Origin of the sequence: Streptomyces sp. NPDC090798, assembly GCF_044768965.1 — a bacterium.
Taxonomy (GTDB): domain Bacteria; phylum Actinomycetota; class Actinomycetes; order Streptomycetales; family Streptomycetaceae; genus Streptomyces.
Map to the genome: position 1 here is coordinate 363809 of NZ_JBIVXA010000008.1, position 23474 is coordinate 387282.

Annotated in this window: 21 protein-coding genes and 2 pseudogenes; 12 read left to right on the forward strand and 11 right to left on the reverse strand. The window is 70.1% G+C overall.

Going from position 1 to position 23474, the window contains the following annotated elements:
• Nucleotides 1-38: 38 nt before the first annotated feature.
• Nucleotides 39-500 (reverse strand): ATP-binding protein, encoded by a 462-nt coding sequence (locus ACIQTP_RS20315; RefSeq protein WP_403401510.1) that lies wholly within the window; start codon nt 498-500, stop codon nt 39-41.
• A gap of 93 nt (nt 501-593) precedes the next feature.
• Here ACIQTP_RS20315 and ACIQTP_RS20320 point away from each other — a divergent pair.
• Nucleotides 594-815, forward strand: a pseudogene (locus ACIQTP_RS20320) (helix-turn-helix domain-containing protein); the annotation flags it as partial.
• Nucleotides 816-822: 7 nt separating this feature from the next.
• On the opposite strand, the gene ACIQTP_RS20325 reads toward ACIQTP_RS20320, so the two are convergent.
• Nucleotides 823-2025, reverse strand: coding sequence for an IS30 family transposase (locus ACIQTP_RS20325; RefSeq protein WP_403401593.1), 1203 nt, complete (start codon nt 2023-2025; stop codon nt 823-825).
• 289 nt (nt 2026-2314) lie between these two features.
• Here ACIQTP_RS20325 and ACIQTP_RS20330 point away from each other — a divergent pair.
• Together ACIQTP_RS20330 and ACIQTP_RS20335 are read left to right on the forward strand one after the other, a co-directional pair.
• Nucleotides 2315-2944, forward strand: a pseudogene (locus tag ACIQTP_RS20330) (DUF5753 domain-containing protein); the annotation flags it as partial.
• Nucleotides 2904-3107, forward strand: coding sequence for a DUF397 domain-containing protein (locus tag ACIQTP_RS20335; RefSeq protein WP_402036792.1), 204 nt, complete (start codon nt 2904-2906; stop codon nt 3105-3107). The pseudogene ACIQTP_RS20330 and the gene ACIQTP_RS20335, both read left to right, overlap by 41 nt.
• Here the strand turns inward: ACIQTP_RS20335 and ACIQTP_RS20340 are convergent.
• Nucleotides 3091-4260, reverse strand: a complete 1170-nt coding sequence (locus tag ACIQTP_RS20340; protein ID WP_403401513.1) for a steroid 3-ketoacyl-CoA thiolase — start codon at nt 4258-4260, stop codon at nt 3091-3093. The two genes, ACIQTP_RS20335 and ACIQTP_RS20340, sit on opposite strands and share 17 nt — an antisense overlap.
• A gap of 292 nt (nt 4261-4552) precedes the next feature.
• Here ACIQTP_RS20340 and ACIQTP_RS20345 point away from each other — a divergent pair, with 292 nt between their 5' ends.
• Nucleotides 4553-5788: a cytochrome P450 gene (locus ACIQTP_RS20345; RefSeq protein WP_403401515.1), complete on the forward strand. Its 1236-nt coding sequence runs from the start codon at nt 4553-4555 to the stop codon at nt 5786-5788.
• Between the two features lie 255 nt (nt 5789-6043).
• Nucleotides 6044-7618: a hypothetical protein gene (locus tag ACIQTP_RS20350; RefSeq protein ID WP_403401595.1), complete on the forward strand. Its 1575-nt coding sequence runs from the start codon at nt 6044-6046 to the stop codon at nt 7616-7618.
• Here the strand turns inward: ACIQTP_RS20350 and ACIQTP_RS20355 are convergent.
• Nucleotides 7572-9623 (reverse strand): bifunctional glycosyltransferase 87/phosphatase PAP2 family protein, encoded by a 2052-nt coding sequence (locus tag ACIQTP_RS20355; RefSeq protein ID WP_403401517.1) that lies wholly within the window; start codon nt 9621-9623, stop codon nt 7572-7574. The genes ACIQTP_RS20350 and ACIQTP_RS20355 overlap by 47 nt on opposite strands.
• Nucleotides 9624-10003: 380 nt before the next feature.
• Here ACIQTP_RS20355 and proP point away from each other — a divergent pair, with 380 nt between their 5' ends.
• On the forward strand, nt 10004-11377 hold the full coding sequence (gene proP / locus ACIQTP_RS20360) for a glycine betaine/L-proline transporter ProP (RefSeq protein WP_403401519.1): 1374 nt from the start codon (nt 10004-10006) through the stop codon (nt 11375-11377).
• Nucleotides 11378-11432: 55 nt separating this feature from the next.
• Nucleotides 11433-12104, forward strand: coding sequence for an O-methyltransferase (locus ACIQTP_RS20365; RefSeq protein ID WP_403401521.1), 672 nt, complete (start codon nt 11433-11435; stop codon nt 12102-12104).
• Nucleotides 12105-12150: 46 nt separating this feature from the next.
• On the opposite strand, the gene ACIQTP_RS20370 is transcribed toward ACIQTP_RS20365, so the two are convergent.
• Nucleotides 12151-12546, reverse strand: coding sequence for a hypothetical protein (locus ACIQTP_RS20370; protein WP_402036778.1), 396 nt, complete (start codon nt 12544-12546; stop codon nt 12151-12153).
• Nucleotides 12547-12687: 141 nt separating this feature from the next.
• On the opposite strand from ACIQTP_RS20370, the gene ACIQTP_RS20375 reads away from it, so the two are divergent.
• Nucleotides 12688-13092, forward strand: coding sequence for a DUF1992 domain-containing protein (locus tag ACIQTP_RS20375; RefSeq protein WP_095854930.1), 405 nt, complete (start codon nt 12688-12690; stop codon nt 13090-13092).
• A 90-nt stretch (nt 13093-13182) separates the two neighbouring features.
• On the opposite strand, the gene ACIQTP_RS20380 is transcribed toward ACIQTP_RS20375, so the two are convergent.
• Complete coding sequence (locus ACIQTP_RS20380) at nt 13183-14088, reverse strand: hypothetical protein (RefSeq protein WP_403401523.1); 906 nt, start codon at nt 14086-14088, stop codon at nt 13183-13185.
• A gap of 13 nt (nt 14089-14101) precedes the next feature.
• Nucleotides 14102-14770: a hypothetical protein gene (locus ACIQTP_RS20385; protein ID WP_403401524.1), complete on the reverse strand. Its 669-nt coding sequence runs from the start codon at nt 14768-14770 to the stop codon at nt 14102-14104.
• A 192-nt stretch (nt 14771-14962) separates the two neighbouring features.
• Here ACIQTP_RS20385 and ACIQTP_RS20390 point away from each other — a divergent pair, with 192 nt between their 5' ends.
• Entirely contained in the window at nt 14963-15478 is a 516-nt protein-coding gene (locus tag ACIQTP_RS20390; RefSeq protein ID WP_403401526.1) for a GNAT family N-acetyltransferase, read from the forward strand.
• A gap of 32 nt (nt 15479-15510) precedes the next feature.
• Here ACIQTP_RS20390 and ACIQTP_RS20395 read toward each other — a convergent pair whose 3' ends face one another.
• Nucleotides 15511-17643 (reverse strand): DHA2 family efflux MFS transporter permease subunit, encoded by a 2133-nt coding sequence (locus tag ACIQTP_RS20395; protein WP_403401528.1) that lies wholly within the window; start codon nt 17641-17643, stop codon nt 15511-15513.
• A gap of 189 nt (nt 17644-17832) precedes the next feature.
• Here ACIQTP_RS20395 and ACIQTP_RS20400 point away from each other — a divergent pair, with 189 nt between their 5' ends.
• On the forward strand, nt 17833-18777 hold the full coding sequence (locus tag ACIQTP_RS20400; RefSeq protein ID WP_403401530.1) for a peptidoglycan-binding protein: 945 nt from the start codon (nt 17833-17835) through the stop codon (nt 18775-18777).
• 150 nt (nt 18778-18927) lie between these two features.
• On the opposite strand, the gene ACIQTP_RS20405 is transcribed toward ACIQTP_RS20400, so the two are convergent.
• A complete protein-coding gene (locus ACIQTP_RS20405; RefSeq protein ID WP_403401532.1) occupies nt 18928-19536 on the reverse strand; it encodes a TetR/AcrR family transcriptional regulator in 609 nt (202 codons plus the stop codon).
• 156 nt (nt 19537-19692) lie between these two features.
• Here ACIQTP_RS20405 and ACIQTP_RS20410 point away from each other — a divergent pair, with 156 nt between their 5' ends.
• Complete coding sequence (locus ACIQTP_RS20410) at nt 19693-20406, forward strand: SDR family NAD(P)-dependent oxidoreductase (RefSeq protein ID WP_403401533.1); 714 nt, start codon at nt 19693-19695, stop codon at nt 20404-20406.
• Between the two features lie 461 nt (nt 20407-20867).
• Here ACIQTP_RS20410 and ACIQTP_RS20415 read toward each other — a convergent pair whose 3' ends face one another.
• Together ACIQTP_RS20415 and ACIQTP_RS20420 are read right to left on the reverse strand one after the other, a co-directional pair.
• Nucleotides 20868-21527, reverse strand: a complete 660-nt coding sequence (locus tag ACIQTP_RS20415; RefSeq protein ID WP_403401535.1) for an HAD-IA family hydrolase — start codon at nt 21525-21527, stop codon at nt 20868-20870.
• 222 nt (nt 21528-21749) lie between these two features.
• Nucleotides 21750-22331, reverse strand: coding sequence for a TMEM165/GDT1 family protein (locus tag ACIQTP_RS20420; RefSeq protein ID WP_402036761.1), 582 nt, complete (start codon nt 22329-22331; stop codon nt 21750-21752).
• 457 nt (nt 22332-22788) lie between these two features.
• Between ACIQTP_RS20420 and ACIQTP_RS20425 the strand changes: the two genes are divergently transcribed.
• On the forward strand, nt 22789-23433 hold the full coding sequence (locus tag ACIQTP_RS20425) for an HNH endonuclease family protein (protein ID WP_054230969.1): 645 nt from the start codon (nt 22789-22791) through the stop codon (nt 23431-23433).
• Nucleotides 23434-23474: the final 41 nt, after the last annotated feature.

Sequence of the window (23474 nt, forward strand, 5' to 3'; positions counted from 1 at the left end):
ACAAAAACGGATGTTCGGGTTCCCTCGCGCGATCATCATCACCATGAGTGATTCGCAGCCCCATGGGTTTGGTCCTGCGCCCGAGCCGGTCGGCACTCGAACCAGACCGTCTTGCCGCCCCCGGGTCCCGGCCCCACACCCCACTTGTCGACCACCGCGTCGAGCAGGACGAGCCCGCGCCCACCCTCCGCCTCCGGCGACGACTCGGTGGGCACGCGGGGTGGTTGCGGTGAGCCGTCCGCGACCTCCACCCTCACACCTGCCGTCTGCCGCACCACCAGCAACGCGCAGCGTCGGTCGGGGACATGGCGTACGACGTTGGCGACCAGCTCGGTCACGGCCAGCTCCACGGAGTCGGCCAGCTCCGCCAGATCCCACTCACCCAGCAACGACCTGACGATCCGTCGGATATGCCGGGCCGAGTGTGCGCCGACGGTGATCCGCATCGCGTACTGGGCGGGGCGGGGGCCCAGGAGGGTGGGGGGAATGTGTTCGTTCACGCTACGAGACTGACCTCGCGCGACTACGCTCGGCTACGGAACGAATACAACGGGTCCCGGAGTGGACCGAGTTGCGCGCGAGAGGGGCCGTACGTGACCCATATCAACATCCTCGACCCGGGCGCGTCCCCGCTCGACTACTACGGTTTCGAGTTACGGCGCCATCGTGAATCCGCGGGCCTGACACAGCGGCAGCTCGGCGACATCGTCAACTACACCGGCTCACTGGTCGGCCAGATCGAGACGGCGAGGAAACTGCCGACGCCGGAGTTCAGCGAGCGGGTGGACGCGGCGCTGGGGACGGGTGGGTTACTGGGCGAGTTCAACCAGTCGTTGCAACACCGGGCTGTTGCAGCGAGCGTAGCTGTTCTTCGAAGACCTCGGCCGGCGTCCGCCAACCCAGGACTTTGCGGGGCCGGTTGTTGATCGCCATGGCGACGGCTTCGAGGTCCGTGAACGACCAGCGGGAGAGATCGGTGCCCTTCGGGAAGTACTGGCGTAGCAGCCCGTTCGTGTTCTCGTTCGTCGGTCGTTGCCAGGGCGAGTGCGGATCGGCGAAGAACACCTTCGTCCCGGTATCGAGAGCGAACTGAGCATGACCGGAGAGTTCCTTCCCACGGTCCCAGGTGAGGGTCTTACGTAGCTGCTCAGGCAATTGCGTCATCGACGTGGTGAGCGCCGCGTTCATCGCGATCGCGCCATAGCCCCCGAGCGAGGGGCCGTTCTTCACGGGCGGATTCTCCTCGCCCCAGCCCTCCAGACGGGGCAGGTGCACCAGGAGCGTGGAGCGGCTGCTGCGCTCGACAAGCGTGCCGATCGCGGAGCGGCCCGTCCCGATGATCAAATCGCCTTCCCAGTGTCCGGGGACCGCGCGGTCCGTGGCCTCGGCGGGGCGTTCGCTGAGGACGACGTCCGTGGTGACATGCCCCTGCGGCTTGTTCTGCGACCGTGCACGGGGAGCCCGCAGCGCCCGGCCGGTGCGCAGGCACGTCACCAGTTCCCGCTTGAGCGCGCCACGGCCTTCGATGAACAGCGCCTGGTAGATCGCTTCGTGGCTGATGCGCATGGACTCATCATCGGGGAAGTCGACACGGAGTCGGTGCGAAATCTGCTCCGGACTCCATGCCGTCGCCCAACGTCTGTCCTGACGGTGCGGCTTGTTCAGCCCTTTCCATGCGGGCGTTTTGGGCCCGGTGACGGTCATGTTGTCGGGGCGACGGATGCTGCCGGCGAGCCGGTCCTCTACGTACTCACGCAACCGGTCGTTACCCAGAAGTTTCGCGGTCTTCGGGCGCTTGGCCGCCTGCTGAGCCTTCCACTGGGCGACCGTCGCGCGGTATTCCTGCTTGCCGCCGCGCGTGGCGGCGTTGCGGCGCAGTTCGCGAGAGATTGTCCCGGGGTCTCGCCCCAGGGCGCGGGCGATCTCGCGCACGCCCTTGCTCATCGCCATGAGGATCGCGATCTCCTCGCGCTCTTCGAACGTGAGGTACCGGCCCGAGGGCTCGGCCAACGAGATCGGAGGCATGCCGCCAGCGTGACGAAACCACCTCGCACCCACCGGCCACGACACGCCGACCGCCAACGACGCCTCCACCGTCGTGACCCCCGTGGCGATCAGTCGCCAGAACTGGCGCTGCACGACCCGAGACGGATGAGGCCGCCCCGGCGAACGCATCGCCGGCCGCAACGCACGGTCAGCGCGCCACTGCCGACGCCGCCCCTCCGGGACATCGCTGGTCTTCAAACTCCAGTCCGCCGTAGCCACGTCGCACACCTCCGAGATCAAGGTGTTGCGACGACCAGTTGAATCCACCCTGTCCCGGCTGGTCGGACTGGTGATGCGTAGTCAACTTCCGGCCTGGTTCCAACAGGTGGCGGAGTTGGAGGCGCGGGCAGTCGAGATCTGCACGTTCCAGACCCACATGGTCCATGGTCTTCTCCAGACCGGGGCGTACGTACGTGCTGTGCTCGGCGCACTGGACGACACGGACCTCGGCGATAGGACCGCCGTGCGGCTGGCCCGTCAGCGCATCTTCGAGAAGGAAGTGTCGCCCGTGTTCTGGGCGGTCATCAGCGAGGCCGCTCTCCGCCAGGAGATCGGCGGCGCGGAGACCATGCGAGAGCAACTGGCCCACCTGTTGTCATTCGAGAACAACCCCCGGATCAACATTCAGGTGTTGCCGTACTCAGCGGGTGCGCACGCAGGACTTCAAGGCTCATTCAACCGCTACCGCTTCACGAACGACCCAGCCATCGTCTACACCGAGGGCTACGGAAGCGGGCATCCGACCGCCAACCCGGACACCGTCACGGACTGTTCGCTCCGTTACGATCATCTCCGAGCCGCCGCACTCTCCCTCAAGGACTCGGCGGCGCTGATCCGGCACGTGATGGAGGAACGCTATGGAGAGCAACTCGATCCCGACCGGGGCCCGGTGGCGTAAGTCCAGCTACAGCGGCGACCAGGGCGGCGACTGCATAGAGATCGCCGAAACCCCGGACGCCACCATTTCCGTACGCGACTCAAAGAACCCGGCGGGACCGATCCTCACGATCGCCCCCGCCGCCTTCGCCACCTTCGTCTCGTGGACTACAACCGCTGGATGATCGTCCCGGTGGCCAGTCCACCGCCCGCGCACATCGTGATCAGCGCGAACTCCTTGTCCCGTCGCTCCAGTTCGTGCAGGGCGGTAGTGATCAGCCGGGCACCCGTCGCCCCGACGGGGTGCCCGAGCGCGATCGCACCGCCGTTCACGTTGACCTTCTCCAGGTCCTGTTCGAAGACCTGCGCCCAGCTCAACACCACGGAAGCGAACGCCTCGTTGATCTCCACGAGGTCGATGTCCTTCAAAGTCATCCCCGCCTTGCCCAGCACCGCGCGCGTCGCGTCGATCGGCCCGTCCAGATGGAAGTGCGGGTCCGAACCCACCAGCGCCTGGGCCACGATCCGCGCCCTCGGGCGCAGCTTCAGCGCGCGGGCCATCCGCTTGGAGGCCCAGAGGATCGCCGCCGCACCGTCCGAGATCTGTGACGAGTTGCCCGCCGTGTGGACGGCGGTGGGCATCACCGGCTTGAGGCCGGCCAGTGCCTCCATGGTCGTGTCGCGGAGTCCCTCGTCGCGGTCGACGAGACGCCACATGCCCTGTCCGACCCGCTGCTCGTCCTCGGTGGTCGGCACCTGGACGGCGAACGTCTCGCGCTTGAAGCGTTCCTCCGCCCAGGCGTTCGCGGCGCGCTCCTGGGAGACGAGCCCGAGCGCGTCGACGTTCTCGCGCGTCAGCCCACGATTCCGCGCGATGCGCTCGGCGGCCTCGAACTGATTCGGCAGATCCACGTTCCACTCGTCCGGGAACGGCTTTCCGGGGCCGTGCTTGGAGCCGGAGCCCAGCGGCACCCTCGACATCGCCTCGACGCCGCACGAGATACCGACGTCGATGACGCCCGCCGCGACCATGTTGGCCACCATGTGCGAGGCCTGCTGCGAGGAGCCGCACTGGCAGTCGACCGTCGTCGCCGCCGTCTCGTACGGCAGGCCCATGGCGAGCCAGGCCGTGCGCGCGGGGTTCATGGACTGCTCGCCGGCGTGCGTCACCGTGCCGCCGACGATCTGCTCCACGCAGTCGGCGTGGATGCCGGTGCGGCCGAGGAGTTCACGGTAGGTCTCGCCCAGGAGATAGGCGGGGTGGAGGTTGGCGAGCGCGCCACCTCGCTTGCCGATGGGGGTGCGTACGGCTTCGACGATCACGGGTTCCGCGGCCATGGGGGCTCGTCCTCTCCTCAGGCCTGTCCGGCGGCCAGGCCCTGCTGACCCGCGCAGCGCGGGGCGTCCCGGCCCACCCACCGCGCAGAACTAGAACGCGTACCAGTTCTGTGTGCAGTCTGCGGATCGGAGCCCCGGTGCCGCAAGGGTCGTGCAGCGCTCGAAGTCGTGATCTGCACGAACTCCCCACGGAATTCGGGGCGCCGTACCTCTTGCGACTTGTAGAACCCGTTATTACCTTCACGGCAATTCCGGACTCCTGATGGACCGTCAGAATGGTGGGTGGTCGCCGATGCCCTGTCCCGCGCTGCCCGACGGGTTCGACTTCACCGACCCCGATCTGCTGCACCACCGCGTGCCCCTGCCGGAGTTCGCCGAACTGCGCCGGGCCGAACCCGTCCGCTGGATCCCCCAGCGGGCCGGTCTGGCCGGCTTCCAGGACGAGGGCTACTGGGCGGTCACCCGGCACGCGGACGTCAAGTACGTCTCCACGCACCCCGAGCTGTTCTCCTCCTGCCTCAACACCGCGATCATCCGCTTCCACGAGCACATGCAGCGCGACGCGATCGACGCCCAGCGGCTGATCCTGCTCAACATGGACCCTCCCGAGCACACCCGCGTCCGCCAGATCGTGCAACGCGGTTTCACGCCAAGGGCCATCCGGGCGCTGGAGGAGCGGCTCCGCTCCCGTGCCCTCGCGATCGTCGAGGGCGCCCGCGCCCACTCGGGACCCTTCGACTTCGTCACCGAGGTCGCCTGCGAACTGCCTCTCCAGGCGATAGCCGAGCTGATCGGCGTCCCCCAGGACGACCGCATCAAGATCTTCGAGTGGTCCAACAAGATGATCGCGTACGACGACCCGGAGTACGCCATCACCGAGGAGGTCGGCGCCGAGTCGGCCGCCGAGCTCATCTCGTACGCCATGAACATGGCCGCCGACCGCAAGCAGTGCCCGGCGAAGGACATCGTCAGCACGCTGGTGGCGGCCGAGGACGAGGGCAACCTCGGCTCGGACGAGTTCGGCTTCTTCGTGCTGATGCTGTCGGTCGCCGGCAACGAGACCACCCGTAACGCCATCACCCACGGCATGCACGCCTTCCTCACCCACCCCGAGCAGTGGGAGCTGTACAAGAGCACCCGTCCGGCGACCACGGCCGAGGAGATCGTGCGGTGGGCGACCCCGGTCGTCTCCTTCCAGCGCACCGCCACCCAGGACACCGAACTCGGCGGCAAGCGGATCAAGAAGGGCGACCGCGTCGGCATCTTCTACGCCTCCGCCAACCACGACTCCGAGGTCTTCGAGAACCCGGACGCCTTCGACATCACCCGCGACCCCAATCCCCACCTCGGCTTCGGCGGCGGAGGCCCCCACTACTGCCTCGGCAAGTCCCTGGCCGTCCTCGAGATAGACCTCATCTTCAACGCGATCGCCGACGCGATGCCGAACCTCACCCTGGTCGGCGACCCGCGCCGGCTGCGCTCCGCCTGGATCAACGGCGTCAAGGAGCTCCAGGTCAACGCCGGTTGACCGTATCCCGCGCTCGGGCCGACGGACTCCCGGTGCCCGTCGGCCCGTCCCGCGGGAGGCAGGGGCATCCCCCTAGGCCCTGCCTCCCCCGAGACGAACCTCCGATGAACGTCTCCGTTCCGTTTCGCGTCTTCACCGGTGGCTCAGCCATCCCCCCACCCCCCGAAAACAATCGACGCCTTGGAACGGAACCGGTGCACCGTGGTCTCTGCCGAGCTGACCCCCGTCCGGCCCGGCCACCCGGCCGCACGCCGGATGCGCCCGCACCAGGCGCTCTGGCTCCGCCACCGTCTCCCCCTCCTCGTCACCCTCCCCGTGCTGCCGCTGTACGCGGTGTGGTGGGCCTTCCTCGCGACCGGCGGCGGTGATCTCGCCGCCCAGATGGCGTGGGCGGAGTTCGCCGCGCGGCACGGCGGATCGGCGTACAACCTCTCCTGGTACGGCGGGATGCACACCGCCAACTACAGCCTGATCTCGCCGTATCTGATGGCCGCGCTGGGCGTGCGCACGGTGACGGTGGTCTCCGGGCTCGCCGCCACCTGGCTGGCCGCCGTGCTGATCGCCCGCACGGGGATACGGCGGCCGGTGGGCCCGGCGCTGCTGGCCTCACTCGCGCTGTGGTGCGACGTCGCCTCGGGACGCACCACCTTCGCGCTCGGCGTCGCCCTCGGTCTCGCCGCCTGTGTCCTGCTGACGGGCGAACGGCGGACGCTGCCGGCGGCGGCGTACGCGGCACTGGCGACCATGGCGAGCCCGGTGGCCGGACTGTTCCTGGTGGTGGTGGGCGCCGGACATCTCGCCGTACGGGACCGGGTGCGGGCCGGGGTGCTGCTGGTGCCGCCGGTGGTCGTCGTCGGGGCGACCACGCTGCTGTTCCCCTTCGCCGGACAGCAGTTGATGCCCTCGGGCCGGATCTGGCCGCCCGTGCTGCTGGGGCTGACCGTCGCCACACTGGCCCCGCGCGGCTGGCGGGTGGCCCGGTGGTGCGGGGTCGTGTACGCGGTCGGGACCGTGCTGACGTATCTGATCGCCTCCCCGGTGGGGACGAACGTGGAGCGGTTCGCGGAGCTGTTCGCGCCCGCCGCGTTGCTGGCGGCGCTGCTCACCACGCCCGGGGGGCCGCACCTGGTGCGGCGGATCGCGCTGGTGGTGGCGCTCGTGCTCTCCGCCGCCTGGGTCGGGCAGAAGACCATCGACGACCTGGAGGTGTCCACGGTCGTGCCCGCCTGGGCCGCCGACACGCACGGCGTCGTACGGACGCTGGAGGGGCTCGGCGCCGGCCGCGCCCGTGTCGAGGTGGTCCCGGCCCGCAACCACCGCGAGGCCTCCGCGCTCGCCCCGCATGTGAACCTGGCGCGCGGCTGGAACCGTCAGCTGGACATGGAGCGGGGGCGGCTCTTCTACGACGGCACGTTCTCGGAGGCGACCTATCGGGCCTGGCTGGACCGCTGGGCGGTGGGATTCGTCGTGCTGCCTGCGGGGAAACCGGACGGGTTCGCCGAGGCGGAGGCACGGCTGGTGAAGAGCCGGCCCGCATGGCTGGAACCGGTGTGGAGCGACGCCAACTGGCAGGTGCTGCGGGTGCGCGACGCCGTGCCACTGGTGTCGGCGCCCGGCTCCGTGCTGCGGACGACGAGCGCCGAGGTGGACGTACGGGTGCCGGTGCCCGGCCCGGTGACCGTGCGGGTCGCGTACTCGCCGTGGCTGCGCGCGCCGGGCGGCTGCCTGACACGGGACGGCGAGTTCACGCGGCTGACGGTGACCGAGCCGGGTGAGTACCGGATCAGCTCGGGGTACGGCCCGTCACCGGGACCGGATCCTTCGTGCTGACCTCCACGGACTGCGTCAGCGGCCTCGGCCGCGGCCCCTGAAGGAGGTAGGTCAGGCCGAAACCCGCGCCGACGACGGCCGCGCCGCCCACCGCGTCCAGCACCCAGTGGTTGCCGGTCGCCACGATCGCGGAGACCGTGAACAGCGGATGCAGCAGGCCGAGCGCCTTCATCCACCACTTGGGCGCCAGGACCGCGATGACGACTCCGCACCACAGGGACCAGCCGAAGTGCAGCGAGGGCATCGCCGCGTACTGGTTGGTCAGCGCGGTCAGCGTGCCGTAGTCCGGCTTGGAGAAGTCCTGCACGCCGTGCACGGTGTCGATGATGCCGAGGCCCGGCATCAGGCGCGGCGGGGCGAGCGGGAAGAGCCAGAAGCCGACGAGCGCTATCAGGGTGGCGAAGCCGAGCGCCGAGCGCGCCCAGCGGTAGTCGCCGGGGCGGCGGGCGTAGAGCACGCCGAGGACGGTGAACGGGACGACGAAGTGGAACGACTCGTAGTAGAAGTCGAAGAAGTCCCGCAGCCACTCGACCCTGAACACGGTGTGGTTGACCCAGTGTTCGATGTCGATGTGCAGGAACCGCTCGATGGAGAGGACCTGCTCGCCGTGGTGTTCGGCGGTGGTCCGCCCGCCCGCGTTGGTGCCGCCCGTCGCGGCGAGCCTCACCTGCTGGTAGGCGGAGTAGCCGACGCGGATCAGGAGCAGTTCGAGCAGCAGGTTCGGGCGGGTGAACACGCGGCCCAGGAAGGGGAGCAGCGGCACCCGACGCCAGCGCGTGGGGACGGGCCGGGCGTAGTCGGTGGGGATCGGCGCCCGGTAGTACTCCGAGGTGCGGGAGAGGAACGGCACGATGGTGGCGGCGGCGAGCGCGGCGAGCAGCACCACGTTGTCGCGCAGCGGGAAGAGCGCCGCCATGTTCGGCAGCATCATCTTCGCGGGCAGCGTCATGACGAGGACGACGGCGACGGGCCACATATAGCGGTCCGAGGTCTTCCTGCCGACCCGGCCGACCAGCGCGAGCAGCACCCACAGCAGTTGGTGCTGCCAGGACGTGGGCGAGACGGCGACGGCGACACAGCCGGTGACCGCCACGGCCAGCAGCAGCTGCCCGTCCCGCGCGTAGCGGATGGCGCGGCGCAGCCCGAGGGCGGCGACCGCGGCGCCCAGCGACAGGAACAGGGTGATCTCCAGGGGGCCGTTGAGGCCGAGCCGCAGCAGCGCGCCGTGCAGCGACTGGTTGGAGAGGTCGTCGGCGGCCCCGCCGAGGCCGACACCCCCCAGGTGGTGCACCCAGTAGGTATGGGAGTCGTGCGGCATCACGGCCCAGGCGAGCGCGGTGAGACCGGCGAAGGTGATCGCGGTGGACTCGACGGCACGGCGACGCCCGGTGAACCAGAGCAGCGGGGCGAAGACCAGCATGGTGGGCTGCAGGGCGGCGGCGACACCGATCAGCAGACCGCTGACGCGCTCACCCCGGACGGCGAAACAGCCCAGCAGGACGAGCAGCACCGGGATGATGCTGGTCTGGCCGAGGTACAGGGCGTTGCGCACCGGCAGCGACAGCATCAGCAGGCTGATCGCGACGGGCGCGGCGAGCAGGGCGCTGCGCCGGCTCACCGGCTGGGGCAGAGCGCGTGCGACGACCAGGCCGAGCACGACGACCAGCGAGAGACTGCCGAAGGTCCAGCCCCAGCCGAGCGCCTGTTCGGCGGCGCGGGTGAGGGGTTTGAGGACGAACCCTCCGAAGGGGGTGCCGGTGAACTGCGTCGAGTCGTACAGCGAGCCCTTCACATGCAGGACGCCGTTGGGTCCGACCCAGGTCTCCAGGTCCGTCAGCCGGTCCCCTTTCGGGGTGCTGAGCACGACGGCGACCTGCCGTATCGCGAGGACCGCGGCGATCGCCCACAGCCCGATCCGGATCGCGCGCAGTCTGGCTCTCGCCGATTCCGCCGCCCCCGCCCCGAAGGCATTGCCCGCTGTCCCGCCGTGCTCAACGTTCGCCACGCCCCGCCGACCCTCCCACCCCGTTTGTCCCGTTCGTCCCGCGCGCCCCGTGCGTCCGGACTCGATCCGGACCTTACGAGGCTCGCACGCCCCGGTTGAGAGACGCAGGCAACCCCCTCTTCACCTGACGGCCTCCCGCCTTTTGTCCGGATGACGACAGTGCGCGCACGGTGCCGGTTCCCCCCTTCGTTCGCGACTTACCTCACAGAGGGGCCCTGGAAAAACGGCGCGCGACCAGGCCGACGCCCCTGCGTACGGCGCATTTATTTGCACTATGCATCGAGTTGCCTACGGCACGTGATGCGGACGAGTGCCCCTATGGTCGCTTTTCGGCCCACTTCCGGGTGAGCCACGTCCCCGTCCCCTACGAAAGGCATGCCTTGCCGTCCGCCACAGCAGTCACCCCCGCCGTGCCCCGGCCCCGGACCCCCGCGCCGACCGAGGCGTACGTCACCGATCCGGCCCTGGTCAAGCGGGCCGTCAAGGCGGCGGCCCTCGGCAACGCGATGGAGTGGTTCGACTTCGGTGTCTACAGCTACATCGCGGTGACGCTGGGCAAGGTCTTCTTCCCTTCCGGCAACCCCACCGCGCAGCTGCTGTCCACCTTCGGCGCCTTCGCCGCGGCCTTCCTCGTCCGCCCGCTCGGCGGCATGGTCTTCGGCCCGCTCGGCGACCGCGTCGGCCGCCAGAAGGTCCTCGCCCTCACCATGATCATGATGGCGGCGGGCACCTTCGCGATCGGCCTGATCCCCTCGTACGCCACGATCGGCGTCGGCGCTCCCCTGCTGCTGCTCGCGGCCCGGCTCGTCCAGGGCTTCTCCACCGGCGGCGAGTACGCGGGCGCCTCCACCTTCATCGCCGAGTACGCGCCCGACAAGAAACGCGGCTTCTTCGGCAGCTGGCTGGAATTCGGCACCCTCGCCGGATACATCGGCGGCGCGGGGCTTGTCACCCTCATGACCGCCTTCCTGTCCACCGAGGACCTGCTGTCCTGGGGCTGGCGCGTGCCGTTCCTGATCGCGGGCCCGATGGGGATCATCGGCCTGTATCTGCGGATGCGCCTGGAGGAGACCCCCGCGTTCGCGGCGGAGCTGGCGAAGGCCTCGAAAAAGGAGGCGGACCGCCCCAAGGTGCGGCTGCGCGAGATGGTCGCGGGCCAGTGGCGCGCGCTGCTGCTCTGCGTCGGCCTGGTGCTGGTCTTCAACGTCACCGACTACATGCTGCTGTCGTACATGCCGAGCTATCTGACGAGCGAGCTGAAGTACGACGAGACGCACGGCCTGCTGGTCGTCCTCGGCGTGATGGCGCTGATGATGATCGTCCAGCCCTTCGCGGGCGCGCTGACCGACCGGATCGGCCGCCGCCCGGTGATCGCCGCGGGCTGCGTCGGCTTCCTCGCCCTGTCCGTCCCGGCACTCCTGCTGATCCGCCAGGGCAGTCTGCTCGCGGTCGCGCTCGGCATGGGCGCACTGGGCCTGCTGCTGGTCTGCTTCACCTCCGCGATGCCCGCCGCGCTCCCGGCGCTCTTCCCGACGAAGGTCCGCTACGGCTCGCTGTCCATCGGCTTCAACGTCTCCGTCTCGCTCTTCGGCGGTACGACCCCGCTGGTGACCACGGCGCTCATCGGGGCGACCGGAAACATGATGATGCCCGCGTATTACATGATGGCCGCGGCCGTCGTCGGTGGTGTGGCCGTGTGGTTCATGACCGAGTCGGCGGGGCGCCCGCTGCCGGGCTCCGCGCCTGCCGTGTAGGTTGGCCCGCGGGACTAGTTAGCACATCTAACTAGGCATACGAAAGGCATGGTTCATGAGCGAGTCGCAGCTCTGGAACGAAGTCGACGACTACTTCGCCACCCTCCTCGCCCCCGCCGACGAGACTCTGACCGCGGCCCTGCGCGACAGCGACGCCGCGGGGCTGCCGCACATCGCCGTCGCGCCGAACCAGGGCAAGCTGCTCCAGCTGCTCGCCCAGATCCAGGGCGCCCGCCGCATCCTGGAGATCGGCACCCTCGGCGGCTACAGCACCATCTGGCTGGGCCGCGCACTCCCGGCCGACGGCCGGCTGATCACCCTCGAGTACAACACCACGCACGCCGAGGTCGCCCGCCGCAACCTCGCCCGCGCGGGCCTCGACAAGATCGCCGAGGTGCGGGTCGGCCCCGCGCTGGAGTCGCTGCCGAAGCTGGCCGAGGAGAACCCCGAGCCGTTCGACTTCGTGTTCATCGACGCCGACAAGGTGAACAACCCGCACTACGTCGAGTGGGCCCTCAAGCTCACCCGCCCCGGCAGCCTGATCGTCGTCGACAACGTCGTGCGCGGCGGGCGGGTCACCGAGGTGGGCAGCGCGGAACCGAGCGTGCGGGGCACCCGGGCCGCCCTCGAACTGATCGCCGCCCACCCGAAGTTGAGCGGGACGGCGATCCAGACGGTGGGCACCAAGGGGCACGACGGGTTCGCGCTGGCGCGCGTGCTGGCCTGACGCGCGATTCCCCCTCCGGGACGCCCAGGTTTCTCTCCGGGGGCGCTCAGGCCTCGTGATAGAAGCCCACGTTCACACTGTGCGGTCCTGTGCGGTCGAGGATGACGATCTCCCCCGAGCCGCCCGCGGGGAGCTTCGCCGTCCCGCCGTACGCGACGGCCTGGGTCGGCAGTCCGGCCAGCGTCAGCCGTACCTCGGCGGAGGGCTCCGGGCGTGACCCGTGCAGCCAGGTGACCTGCCAGATACCGTCCGGGCCGCACAGGAACTCCAAGTGGACCCGGGAGACGAACAGCCAGTCGTCGGGGGTCGCGAGCCGGCACACGGCCCGGTCCCGGCCCACCCGCAGCACGGCTCCGGGGTCGCTCGGCGCGTCGGCCATCAGCATTCCGGCCGTCGCACCAGCGTCCGCCCCGGTGACCGAGGCCATGGTGAGTTCGAGCACGTGCGCTCCTTCGAGTTACAGCGTTCGTCCGGTCGCGTCGCGGCGCTTCAACCCTCCTGGTACCGACTGTGGTTGACGCGCCGCCGCCGCATGATAATTCGCCCGATCGTCCGATCGTGTGTCGTACGGCACAATGGACGCATGACCGAACGGAAGCCACCCGGGGTCAGCTTCGAGACCTGGGTCGACCGACAGATCCGTGAGGCGGAGGCCCGCGGCGAGTTCGCGGACCTGCCCGGCGCGGGCAAGCCCATGCCCGCCGTGACCGACACACCGTACGACGAACTGTGGTGGATCAAGCGGAAGATGGCCCGCGAGGGGCTGTCGGTCCTGCCGCCGACGCTGGCCCTGCGCAAGGAGGCCGAGGACGCGCTCGCGGCGGCCTCGGTGGCGCCGTCGGAGCGCGTCGTGCGCCGGATCGTCGAGGACATCAACGCCAAGATCCGCGAGGTCATGTTCAAGCCGCCGCCGGGACCTCCCCTCGGCCTCAAGCCGTACGACGTGGACGAGATCGTCCGGGAGTGGCGCGAGCGCCGGGCCGGATGACCCCGTCGACGGGTGAGGCCGCGCCCCGGCACATGGTCCGGGGCGCGGCCTCACTGTGGTACTCGACGGTTCTGCCGCCTGTTCGGCCTCCTACAGATGCAGGAGCCGCTCGGTGACCTCGCGGTAGTCGCGCAGGGCGAGCCGCAGCTTCTCGGTGTCGGCCGTCTCGCTCTCACCGGCCGCCTGCCAGGTCGTGCGCAGGTTGCGGCGGCGGCGGGTCATGGCGTCCGTGAACTCGGTGGTCAGCTCCTCCAGGACGTGGTCCGCCTCCTCGACGGACGCCCGGGGGCCGTCCACGAACCCACCGACCGCGTGCTGCAGCCGCAACGAGTACTTGTCGCACTCGTCGTGCGACAGCAACGCCCCGTCGCCGTCACCCTGCGGACCGGCGTCGCGCTGCCCGGCCCGGGTGGGTTCACCCTGTCCGGTGCGGGTGCGGTCGCCCTGCCCGGCGCGGGTGCGGTCGCCCTGTCCGGCGCGGGTGGATTCCGGCTGCCCGGCGCGGGTGGATTCCGGCTGCCCGGCGCGGGTGGGGTCACCGCCCTGCCCGGCGCGGGCGGAATCCGGCTGCATGGCGCGCATGCGGTCACCCTGCGCGGGGCGGGAGGGGTCGCCCGCTCCCATGCCGGTGGGCTCGTCGATTCCCGTACGGGTGGGCTCTTCCATTCCCGTGCGGGTGTCGCGGGTCGCGCGCTCCTCGCCGCGCATACCCGGCGCGCCGCCGGCTGTCGTGCGGGACGGGTTCGCGGTGTCGCGGGACCCCATGTCGCCGGCGGCCCCGCGGGACGGAGCCTCGGCCTCACCCTCACTGAACGTCGCCCTGTCGGCGGGACGCCGGGGCGCCTCGCCGGGGTCGTAGGCGGCCGGGTCGGCGGGTGTGCCGGGCTCGGCCGACGCAGCGTCCTGGGCGTGCCGGTGGACGAGCGGGTCGACGTCCCCGCGACCCGTCATCGCCTCGCGACGCGGAGTGTTCTCATTGCCGTTGTCCGAAGTCATCTTCTTCACTTCCTCAACTGCCCTTCGCATGACGCCTGGTCAGTACCGACGGAACATGGGCTCGGTGGGAACGCTCGTCCGGGACGGATTCCGCGGCAGGGGTGGTGTCGGCGGTGTCCTGGCGGCCGTCCTCGCGAACCGGGGCCAGCAGCTCCTCGAAGAGGGCGCGGGCCTCCACCATGGACGCGCGGAGCTCCTCCGTGCTGCCGTCCGCGCCCGAGGTGGGGGCGTACGTGGCCTGGTGGACGCGCCGGTAGCCGTGCAGATGGTGTCCGTGGTGGACGGAGAGCGCGTCGAGCTGCTCCTCGTACCGCTCGCCGTCGGGGAAGCCGCGTGCGCCGGCCAGCTCGGCGACCAGCCGGTCCGCCTCGGCCACGGCCTCCTGGGGCGAGTCGACGAAGCGTTCCTGAACGGCCCCCCAGCGGGCGGCGTACTCGTCGCGGGCCGCGGGCTCCAGCGGCCGTTCACGCAGCGAGCCATGCCGCTTCACCCGCTCGGCGAGGTCACGCTCGGCGGCCTTGGCGTCGCCGTCGTGCTGGGCGACGGCCCGGTCGTACTCGGGCCCGAAGCGCCGCCGCAGTGTGCTCCCGCCCTGCGGCCTGCGGGCCAAAAGGATCAGCGCGGCCGCGACGACGGCGACCGCCACGATCACGATCAAAGCGATGATGAGGCCTGTGGACATGGGTGCCTTCCGGGGTTCTCGACCCGACGGGCCGGTTCGAGGACCGGGTTGCCCGGAACCCCGCACTCAAACGAATCCACCACGGACCCCGCCACGCATCCCTCACACACCCGCCATGGACCCGTCACGGACGCCCCCTCACCTGCGCCCCGCCGAAATCCACTTGCGGCATGGGGGCGGTGCCTCCGGACAATGGCGGCCATGACCTGGACCATCGCTCCCGAGCCCTTCGACTCGCCCGTCGCCGCCGCACTGTGGCGCGCGTACTACACGGAGGTCAGCGACCGCTGGTACCTGCTGCACGAGGGACACCCGACCGACCCCGAGGAACTGGAGCGGGAGATCGCGGCGGACCCGGGCGCCGAGTTCCAGGCACCCGACGGGTTGCTGCTGGTCGCGCGGTACGGCGGCGACCCCGGCGGCATGGCCGGGGTGCGGATGCTCGACGCCACGACGGGCGAGCTGAAGCGCGTGTTCGTGCGCGAGCAGCTGCGCGGCACAGGCGCCGCGCCGCTGCTGCTCGCGGCGGCCGAGGAGGCGGCGCGCGGCCTCGGCGCCGAGCGGCTGATCCTCGACACCCGGGGCGACCTGGTGGAGGCGCGCGCCCTGTACGCGCGGCACGGCTACGAGGAGACCGAGCCGCACAACGACGAGACCTACGCCGACCACTGGTTCACGAAGAAACTGACGCCCTGGAGTGGTTCATGAAGCGGCCGGCGCCCTGAAGGCCGGCGGAGGAGTCATGCCGGTGACCCGCGCGGATGCGTACGCGGCACCGTCCCGTCGTGCGGCCGCTCCCCGTCGGAGCCGCACAGCTCGCCGTTCAGCTCCTTGACCAGCTTGGTCAGGTCGGTCGGGCGGTCCGGGCCCCACCAGTCGCCGAGCAGCTCCGCCAGGGACTCCTCGCGGGCCTTGGCCAGCTTCCCGGCGACCTCTCGGCCTTCGTCCGTGAGGACGAGGTCGAGCCCTTCGCGGGCGGCGAGGCGGCGCTCCTCCAACTGCCGGGCCGCGGACAGTACGACGGGCAGCGGTACGGTGCTGCGCTCGGCCAGCAGCGCGGGCTCCGCCCAGCCGTACTTCTTGATCCGCAGCAGCAGCCAGCTCGCGGCGGGCAGCAGGTCGTACCCGGCCCGCACGGTGATCTTCTCGTAGATCTCCCGCTGCCCCTCCCGGGTGCCGAGCACGGACAGCGCGCGGCACACCTCGTCGTACGACGACCGCTCCACCGGATTGGTGGCGAGTGTCTCGGTGATGTCGGGTGCCGTGACCGAGCCCCGCAGCTTGTCCTCGCGCAGGAACCAGGCCAGGACGAAGCCGAGCAGGGCGACCGGGGCGGCGTACAGGAAGACGTCGGTGATCGACGAGGCGTACGCGTGCAGGACGGGCTGGCGGAGCGCGGCCGGCAGCTCGGCGATGCCCTTGGGGTCGGCCTTGAGGCTGTTCGGCGTGATGCCGGCGGGCAGTTGCCTGCCGCTCAGCACGGCCACCAGGTTGTCGCCGAGGCGGCTCGCGAAGACGGTGCCGAAGATGGCCACGCCGAACGAGGCGCCGATCGAGCGGAAGAAGGTGGCGCCGGAGGTGGCGACGCCCAGATCCTCGTACGAGACCGCGTTCTGCACGATCAGGACCAGGACCTGCATGACCAGTCCGAGACCCAGGCCGAAGACGAGGAAGTACACGCTCATCTCCCCGGTACTGCTGTGTTCGTCGAGCCGGTGGAGCAGGAGCAGACCGAGCGCCGTGACACCGGTGCCCGCGATGGGGAAGACCTTCCAGCGTCCGGTACGGCTGACGATCTGCCCGGAGACGGTCGAGGACAGCAGCAGCCCGAACACCATGGGCAGCATGTACACGCCGGACAGGGTGGGGCTCACGCCCCGCACGACCTGGAGGAAGGTCGGCAGATAGGTCATCGCGCCGAACATCGCGAAACCGACGATGAAGCTGATGACGGCGGAGAGGGTGAAGGTGCGGATGCGGAAGAGCCTGAGGGGCAGGACGGGTTCGGCCGCCCGCTGCTCCACCGCCACGAAGGCCACGGCGAGCAGGACACCGAGTACCGCGAGACCGATGATCTGCGGCGAGCTCCACCTCCAGGTGGTGCCGCCGAGCGAGGCCACGAGAACGAGACAGGTGGCGACCGCGGCGATGAGGAACGTGCCGAGGTAGTCGATGACGTGCTCGGCGGACTTCTTCGGGATGTGCAGGACCGCCGCGATCACGATGAGCGCGACCACGCCGACCGGCAGGTTGACGTAGAAGACCCAGCGCCAGCTGAGGTGCTCGGTGAACAGCCCGCCGAGCAGCGGTCCGAGCACGCTCGTCGCGCCGAAGACAGCCCCGAACAGCCCCTGGTACTTACCCCGTTCGCGCGGCGCGACGATGTCGCCGACGATCGCCATGGACAGCACGATGAGCCCACCGCCACCGAGGCCCTGAAGGGCCCGGAAGCCGATCAACTCGCCCATGTTCTGCGCCATTCCGCACAATGCGGATCCGACGAGGAAGATCACGATCGCGGCCTGGAACAGCTTCTTCCGGCCATACTGGTCGCCGAGTTTGCCCCACAGCGGAGTGGCCGCCGTCGACGCGAGCAGATACGCGGTGACCACCCACGACAGGTGCTCAAGGCCGCCCAGGTCGCTGACGATGGTGGGCAGCGCGGTCGACACGATCGTCTGGTCGAGGGCGGCCAGCAGCATGCCGAGCAGCAGCGCGCCGATCGAGACGACGACGCTGCCGTGCACCGGCGCCTCCTTGGCGTCGACGGCGGCCGCCGAGCGCCTCCGCACGGCCGACTCGTTCACACCGTACGGGGGGTCGTGCGGCGGCGCGTCCGGGTCGTGCACATCACCCGGTGTCTCGCCCGTCATGCGGACCTCCCATGAGCCCCTGGGGTCTCGGTCACCCTCCATGGTGGTCGGTATGGCGGGTTATGGCCTGTTGAAGCTTGTAACGGGTGCGGAACGCGGGATTCCGGGGGCTCCTGGGAGAAGGTGTGGTGGATGTGACTAACCTCGGGAGTTCCGAGGGGGCGAGTCTCAGGGGGAGGGACCCAACGCGTGACTGAACCGAACGGGCATGTCTGCCCCGAGTGCGCCGCGCCCCGGACGCAGGACGGCACCCCGTCCTGCGCCTGCACCCGGCGCGCGTCCGACGCGCTGCGCGACGCGCGCACGGCGGAGGCGGCGGCGGCGGCGGACTTCGATCCCCTGCGCATACGCCCGTACGTGGATCTGCCCGCGAGCGAGCCCTCCCCCGCCACCATGCGCCTGCGTACGGTGCCGTCGGAGGCCGCCACCGCCGCCGTACGACACGTCGGTTCCGGGAACGAGCCCCCGCCCCCACCCCCTGCCCCCTTCCCGGAGGAAACTCCCCGCCGCCGACGGCGTACGGCCCTGCTGGCCGTGACCGGGGCCGCGGTGGCGGTCGTGGCGGCGGCGGGGTTCGCGAGCGGGCTGTTCTCGTACGACGCCCCCGCGCGGGACAGGGCGCTGCCGGACGACGTACGGGCGAGCGTGCCGGACCCGTCACCGACTCCGACGTCGGCGCCGTCGTCCCCGTCGTCGCGGTCGGACTCAGGATCGGCCCCCGAGAGCGCCACGTCCTCCAAGACAACGGCATCGGCCGCGCCACCTTCATCCCCCGGCGGAAGCCCGTCCCCCTCGGCGTCGGCGACGCGATCACAGCCGCCCACACCCACACAGTCACCCACGCCCACATCCACGCCCACCGCGGCGGCCTCGTTGGCGCCGGGTCAGGGCTCCACGGACGATCAGCCCGCCCAGACCCTGCGCCGCGGCGACAAGGGCGCCGAAGTCACCGAACTCCAGCTACGCCTGCGCCAGCTGTCCCTCTACACCGGCCAGGCCGACGGTACGTACTCCGGCCAGGTCGAGGACGCGGTACGCCGCTACCAGTGGGCCCGTGGCATCACCGGCGACAAGTCCGGCGTGTACGGGGCGGCGACGCGGGCGAGCCTCGAGGCCGAGACGAGGACGCCGTAGGCGTTCGGCGGGTTCGGTGCCATCTCGTTGCGCATGACGCCGGCGTGGCCCATCTGTACCCAGCTGGGAGATCCGGATGTGGAACCGGTCCGTGGCAGCGGATGCGCCCAGTTTCCGTCCACGGCTTCCGGGCTGGTTGGCCGCTGCGGGTCAGCCGCGCACGGCAGCCAGGCACTCGTCGTACAGGTCCATGATTTCGCTCTTGCCGTCGTTGGCGACCCACGTCATCGACGCGGCATCCAGGCACGCGAACGCCGTCGCGATCACCGCGCGGGCCTTCGCACCCTCGTTGCCGGTAGCTGCGTCCATACGGGTCTCGATGAGCGGCAGCAGGTTCTCCTGGAACCGCAGTCGCTTTTCGAGCCAACCGGCACGCAGCGAGGCGGTGTTGTGCAGGAGGCGGAACCGCTCCAGGGCGTGTTCTCGGCTGTCGTGCAAGGCCAGTACGGCAGCAACCCCTGCGCGCAGGGCCTCCCAGATACCGGCATCGGCGGGCTGTTCGCTGATCGTGTCCATCAGGACCTGCCCGAACCGGTCCTGGCCGCCGCCGAGAAGGTCCTCCTTGGTGCCGAAGTAGCGGAAGAGGGTGCGCTGGGAGACGCCGGCCTCCCGGGCGATCTGGGCGATGGTCGTCTCGTCGTAACCCTGCTCGGTGAACAGGCGCAGCGCCGTCTCGAGGATCTCCTGGGAAGCCAGCTGTCGTGTCCGGTCCCACAGCGTGGTCGGTGCGCCCGTCGCTGACTTGGCTTCCTGCTTCATGTCACCAGACTAGCCCAGCACTGCCAGTCCGACAGTCACACGGCGCTTGGCAGTCACTGCCAGGTTGTCGTACGCTGCCAGGGCGGTGGCGCAGCACCGCCCACTGCCCCACGGACAGCGCCGCCCCCCGCCCAGAAGTACGCAAAGGAGCGCATCATGCCTGCACCCACAGCTTTGATCACCGGTGGAACCAGCGGCATCGGCAAGGCGACCGCCGAACTACTCCACTCCCGCGGCTACCGCGTCATGGTCACTGGCCTCGGCAATGTCGCCGACGCCGGACTTCCCGAAGACGTCACGGCTGTCCGGGCCGACGCACGGTCCCTGCCGGACATCGACCAGGCGATGGACCAGGCGCGCCGGCAACTCGGCTCCCTCGACCTGCTCTTCCTCAACGCGGGCATCTCCCGCCCCGGGCCGATCGAATCAACCGACGAAGACGCCTTCGACGCCCTGTTCGACATCAACGTCAAGGGAAACTTCTTCACCCTGCAAAAGGCGCTGCCGCTCCTCAACGAGGGCGCCTCGGTCGTGTTCACCGTGGGCGCCGCCGAAGGGCTCGGGGCCGCGATGACAGCGGCCAAGGGCGCTCTGCTGCCCCTCATGCGGTCCCTCGCGCTCGAACTCGCCCCCCGCCGCATCCGCGTCAACGCGGTCAGCCCAGGAATGATCAACACCCCTGCCTACAGCAAGATGGGTGTCTCCCAGGAAATGATCGACTCCTGGGCCCGGGACGTCCCGCTCGGCCGCGTCGGCGCTCCCGCCGACATCGCCGAAGCCGTGGCCTTCCTCGCCTCGGACGCCGCCGGCTACATCACCGGCGACAACCTCACCGTCTCCGGCGGCATCGGTGTTCACTCCAACGCCTGACGAGTAATTTTGCTCTGTCCTGGACGGTTCACCGGGTCCGATGCTCAGACTGTGGCCCTGGCGCGCCAACGGCCCGTGCGGGAAGCCGGCCCCGCCCCACTTCGTTCCCCACCACGGACAGATGGGCCGCTTTTTTTCATGCCCGTGTACTCCGCCGTGCCCTTGGAACCGACCGCTGCCGAGCGCCACCGGCTCAAGAAGACGGCCTACGGCCACAAGACCCCGCACCAGGCACGCCAGCGGGCGACGATCGCGCTCCTGGCAGCCGGGTGCCCGCCCGGCCCGACCGCAAGCGGTCGGGCCGGGGGACCGGGGCGCAGCCCCGTGCCCCAGGGGCGCGGGGAACTGCGCGATCGGCCACAGACGGCCCGCAGCCGAGGAACCCACCTGGGGGTCCGGGGGCGGAGCCTCCGGGTTGAGGATGGGACGGGTAGGGGCGGCGGGGGCGAGAAAACCGGGTGTCAGCCGACGTGCAGGCGTATCGTCCCGGCCCCGACAACCTCCACCCGCACCTGCGTCAGATCACGCACGACGACATCCGGACGATGAAAGCCGGCCCGGGCCCCCACCCCGACCACCCGCATCCCGGCACCCCGCCCAGCGGCAATCCCGGCCCCCGAGTCCTCGAAGACAACACACTCCTCGGGCGCCACACCCAACTCGGCGGCACCCTTCAGAAACCCCTCGGGATCAGGCTTGCTCGCACCGACGGACTCCGCGGTGACCCGCACATCGGGCAACCCGAGCCCGGCGGCAGCCATCCGCGCCGTGGACAGCGCCACATCCGCGGAGGTGACAAGGGCGTGCGGCACCCCGCCCAGCGAGGCAAGAAACTCCGCGGCACCCGCAATCGCGACGACCCCGTCCATGTCGGCGGTCTCCTCGGCGAGCATGCGCGCGTTGTCGGCGTAGTTCTGCTCCATGGGCCGGTTCGGCAGCAGCACCGCCATCGACGCGTACCCCTGCCGCCCGTGGACGACCTTCATGACCTCGTCCCCGTCGAGCCCGTGCCGCTCGGCCCAGCGGCGCCAGCACCGCTCGACCACGACGTCCGAGTTGACGAGGGTGCCGTCCATGTCGAGCAGGAGGGCGCGGGCGGTCAGAACGGTGGTGGCCGTCATCGGCAGGCTCCAGAGCATGGGGGAAGGGGCCGGGGGCGTCCATTGGATCAGCACCGGGTCCCCCGGGGACAAGGCGGCCCCGCCCGCCGGTCAGGGAGTGCGGGCGGGAGCCACTTTGTTTCTCCACGATACAAAACGAGGGAGGCCGGCGCCACCACCTCCGACCAGGACGAGCCCCGGACCCTTCGACGACACCCCGAAGAGCAGGGCGGCGCCCGTGGCTCAGGCCGCCACCGCCTCGTACAGACTCCAGACCCCCAGCGCCAGCATCAGCATGGCCGCGACCTTGGTGATGAGCTCCAGCGGAACCCGCTTCATCAGGGCCTTGCCGCCGACGATGCCGAGTCCGGCCACCGCCCAGAGCGCGAGCACCGCACCGAGGCCGACCGAGAGCGGGTCGTCGTACCGGGCCGCGAGGTTCGCCGTCATGATCTGCGTGAGGTCACCGAACTCGGCGACCAGGATGAGCATGAAGCCCGCCCCCGAGACCTTCCAGAAGCTCTGGTTCTCGGGATTGCGGATCTCCTCCTCGTCCTCGCCCTTCTTCAGGAGCAGCACGGCGGCACCGGCGAGGAACAGCACACCCGTGACGGCGTGCACGATCTGCTGCGGCAGCAGGGTCAGCACACTGCCCGCGGCGACGGCGAGCGCGACATGCACGGTGAAGGCGGCGGCGACGCCCGCGAAGACGTACGAGGCGCGGTAGCGGGTGCCGAGGACGAGCCCGGCGAGCGCGGTCTTGTCCGGCAGCTCGGCCAGGAAGACGACGCCGAAGACGAGCGCCATCACGGTGATGCTGATCAAAATCCCTCAATCGGTCGGGGCTGCCCCACCGAGAGTGCTGTGACTGCTACGCGACACCTCGGCACGGCAGCACACATCGGTGCCCGCGCGAGGACGCACGCGCGGACAGTGCACTGCTCTGCCGAAGGTCTCGCTGGCCGACCGTGACGGTCTGCCTCCGGGCGCCGGCTCAGACGAGCTGAGCAGTATGTCGACGGTCCGGCGAAGAGCTACTCCCCTTCTGCGCCACCCATCGTACGGGATGAAGAAATGAGCCGGACAGGGCCATAAGTCCCGAGCCCTTCGCACCACACCCCGGAACCCGCCCCCCCCGATCCACGGAAACCGATTACCCCGAACCCCTTGGCATGTCATGCGCACGTCACTAGCTTCTTACCTGTCTCACACCTTCCGGAAATGCGTCACCGCGAGCATGGGCCCGCTCGCCCCAACGTCCCCCCACCCCAAGGGAGTTCGCATGCCAAAGGTCTACGCGCGTCGACGGCTGAGCATACTCGCAGCCTTCACCGGCCTGATAGCCATGGTCGGGATCTTCAACGGCCCGACCGCCTCCGCCGCGCTCCCCACCCCGGTCAGTGCCGCCACCGCGCGCACCTACCTCGCCTCGCTCACCGTGGCGACGGAGAACCGCACCGGCTACAGCCGGGACCTGTTCCCCACCTGGATCACCATCAGCGGCACCTGTAACACCCGTGAGTACGTCCTCAAGCGCGACGGTTCGAACGTCGTCACCAACTCCGCCTGCACCGCCACCAGCGGCACCTGGTACTCGGTCTACGACGGCGCCACCTGGACCGCCGCCTCCGACCTGGACATCGACCACCTCGTCCCGCTCGCCGAGGCCTGGGACTCCGGCGCCAGCGCCTGGACCACCGCGCAGCGCCAGGCCTTCGCCAACGACGTGACCCGCCCCCAGCTCATCGCCGTCACGGACAACGTGAACCAGCAGAAGAGCGACCAGGACCCGGCCGAGTGGATGCCCCCGCTCAGCTCCTACGCCTGTACCTACGTCCGCGCCTGGGTCCAGGTGAAGTACTACTACAACCTCAAGGTCGACTCGGCGGAGAAGAGCAAGCTCAGCTCGGTCCTCAGCGGCTGCTGATCCCCGCACCGATCCCCGCGCCTCTCCCCCCACGGATCCCC

Excerpts from the sequence above, each read along its gene's own strand:
- ACIQTP_RS20325 (WP_403401593.1), bottom strand. The coding sequence starts at position 2,025 with ATGCCTCCGATCTCGTTGGCCGAGCCCTCGGGCCGGTACCTCACGTTC.
- ACIQTP_RS20335 (WP_402036792.1), top strand. The coding sequence starts at position 2,904 with ATGGAGAGCAACTCGATCCCGACCGGGGCCCGGTGGCGTAAGTCCAGC.
- ACIQTP_RS20340 (WP_403401513.1), bottom strand. The coding sequence starts at position 4,260 with ATGGCCGCGGAACCCGTGATCGTCGAAGCCGTACGCACCCCCATCGGC.
- ACIQTP_RS20345 (WP_403401515.1), top strand. The coding sequence starts at position 4,553 with ATGCCCTGTCCCGCGCTGCCCGACGGGTTCGACTTCACCGACCCCGAT.
- ACIQTP_RS20350 (WP_403401595.1), top strand. The coding sequence starts at position 6,044 with ATGCGCCCGCACCAGGCGCTCTGGCTCCGCCACCGTCTCCCCCTCCTC.
- ACIQTP_RS20365 (WP_403401521.1), top strand. The coding sequence starts at position 11,433 with ATGAGCGAGTCGCAGCTCTGGAACGAAGTCGACGACTACTTCGCCACC.
- ACIQTP_RS20375 (WP_095854930.1), top strand. The coding sequence starts at position 12,688 with ATGACCGAACGGAAGCCACCCGGGGTCAGCTTCGAGACCTGGGTCGAC.
- ACIQTP_RS20380 (WP_403401523.1), bottom strand. The coding sequence starts at position 14,088 with ATGACTTCGGACAACGGCAATGAGAACACTCCGCGTCGCGAGGCGATG.
- ACIQTP_RS20385 (WP_403401524.1), bottom strand. The coding sequence starts at position 14,770 with ATGTCCACAGGCCTCATCATCGCTTTGATCGTGATCGTGGCGGTCGCC.
- ACIQTP_RS20390 (WP_403401526.1), top strand. The coding sequence starts at position 14,963 with ATGGCGGCCATGACCTGGACCATCGCTCCCGAGCCCTTCGACTCGCCC.
- ACIQTP_RS20395 (WP_403401528.1), bottom strand. The coding sequence starts at position 17,643 with ATGACGGGCGAGACACCGGGTGATGTGCACGACCCGGACGCGCCGCCG.
- ACIQTP_RS20405 (WP_403401532.1), bottom strand. The coding sequence starts at position 19,536 with ATGAAGCAGGAAGCCAAGTCAGCGACGGGCGCACCGACCACGCTGTGG.
- ACIQTP_RS20410 (WP_403401533.1), top strand. The coding sequence starts at position 19,693 with ATGCCTGCACCCACAGCTTTGATCACCGGTGGAACCAGCGGCATCGGC.
- ACIQTP_RS20415 (WP_403401535.1), bottom strand. The coding sequence starts at position 21,527 with ATGACGGCCACCACCGTTCTGACCGCCCGCGCCCTCCTGCTCGACATG.
- ACIQTP_RS20425 (WP_054230969.1), top strand. The coding sequence starts at position 22,789 with ATGCCAAAGGTCTACGCGCGTCGACGGCTGAGCATACTCGCAGCCTTC.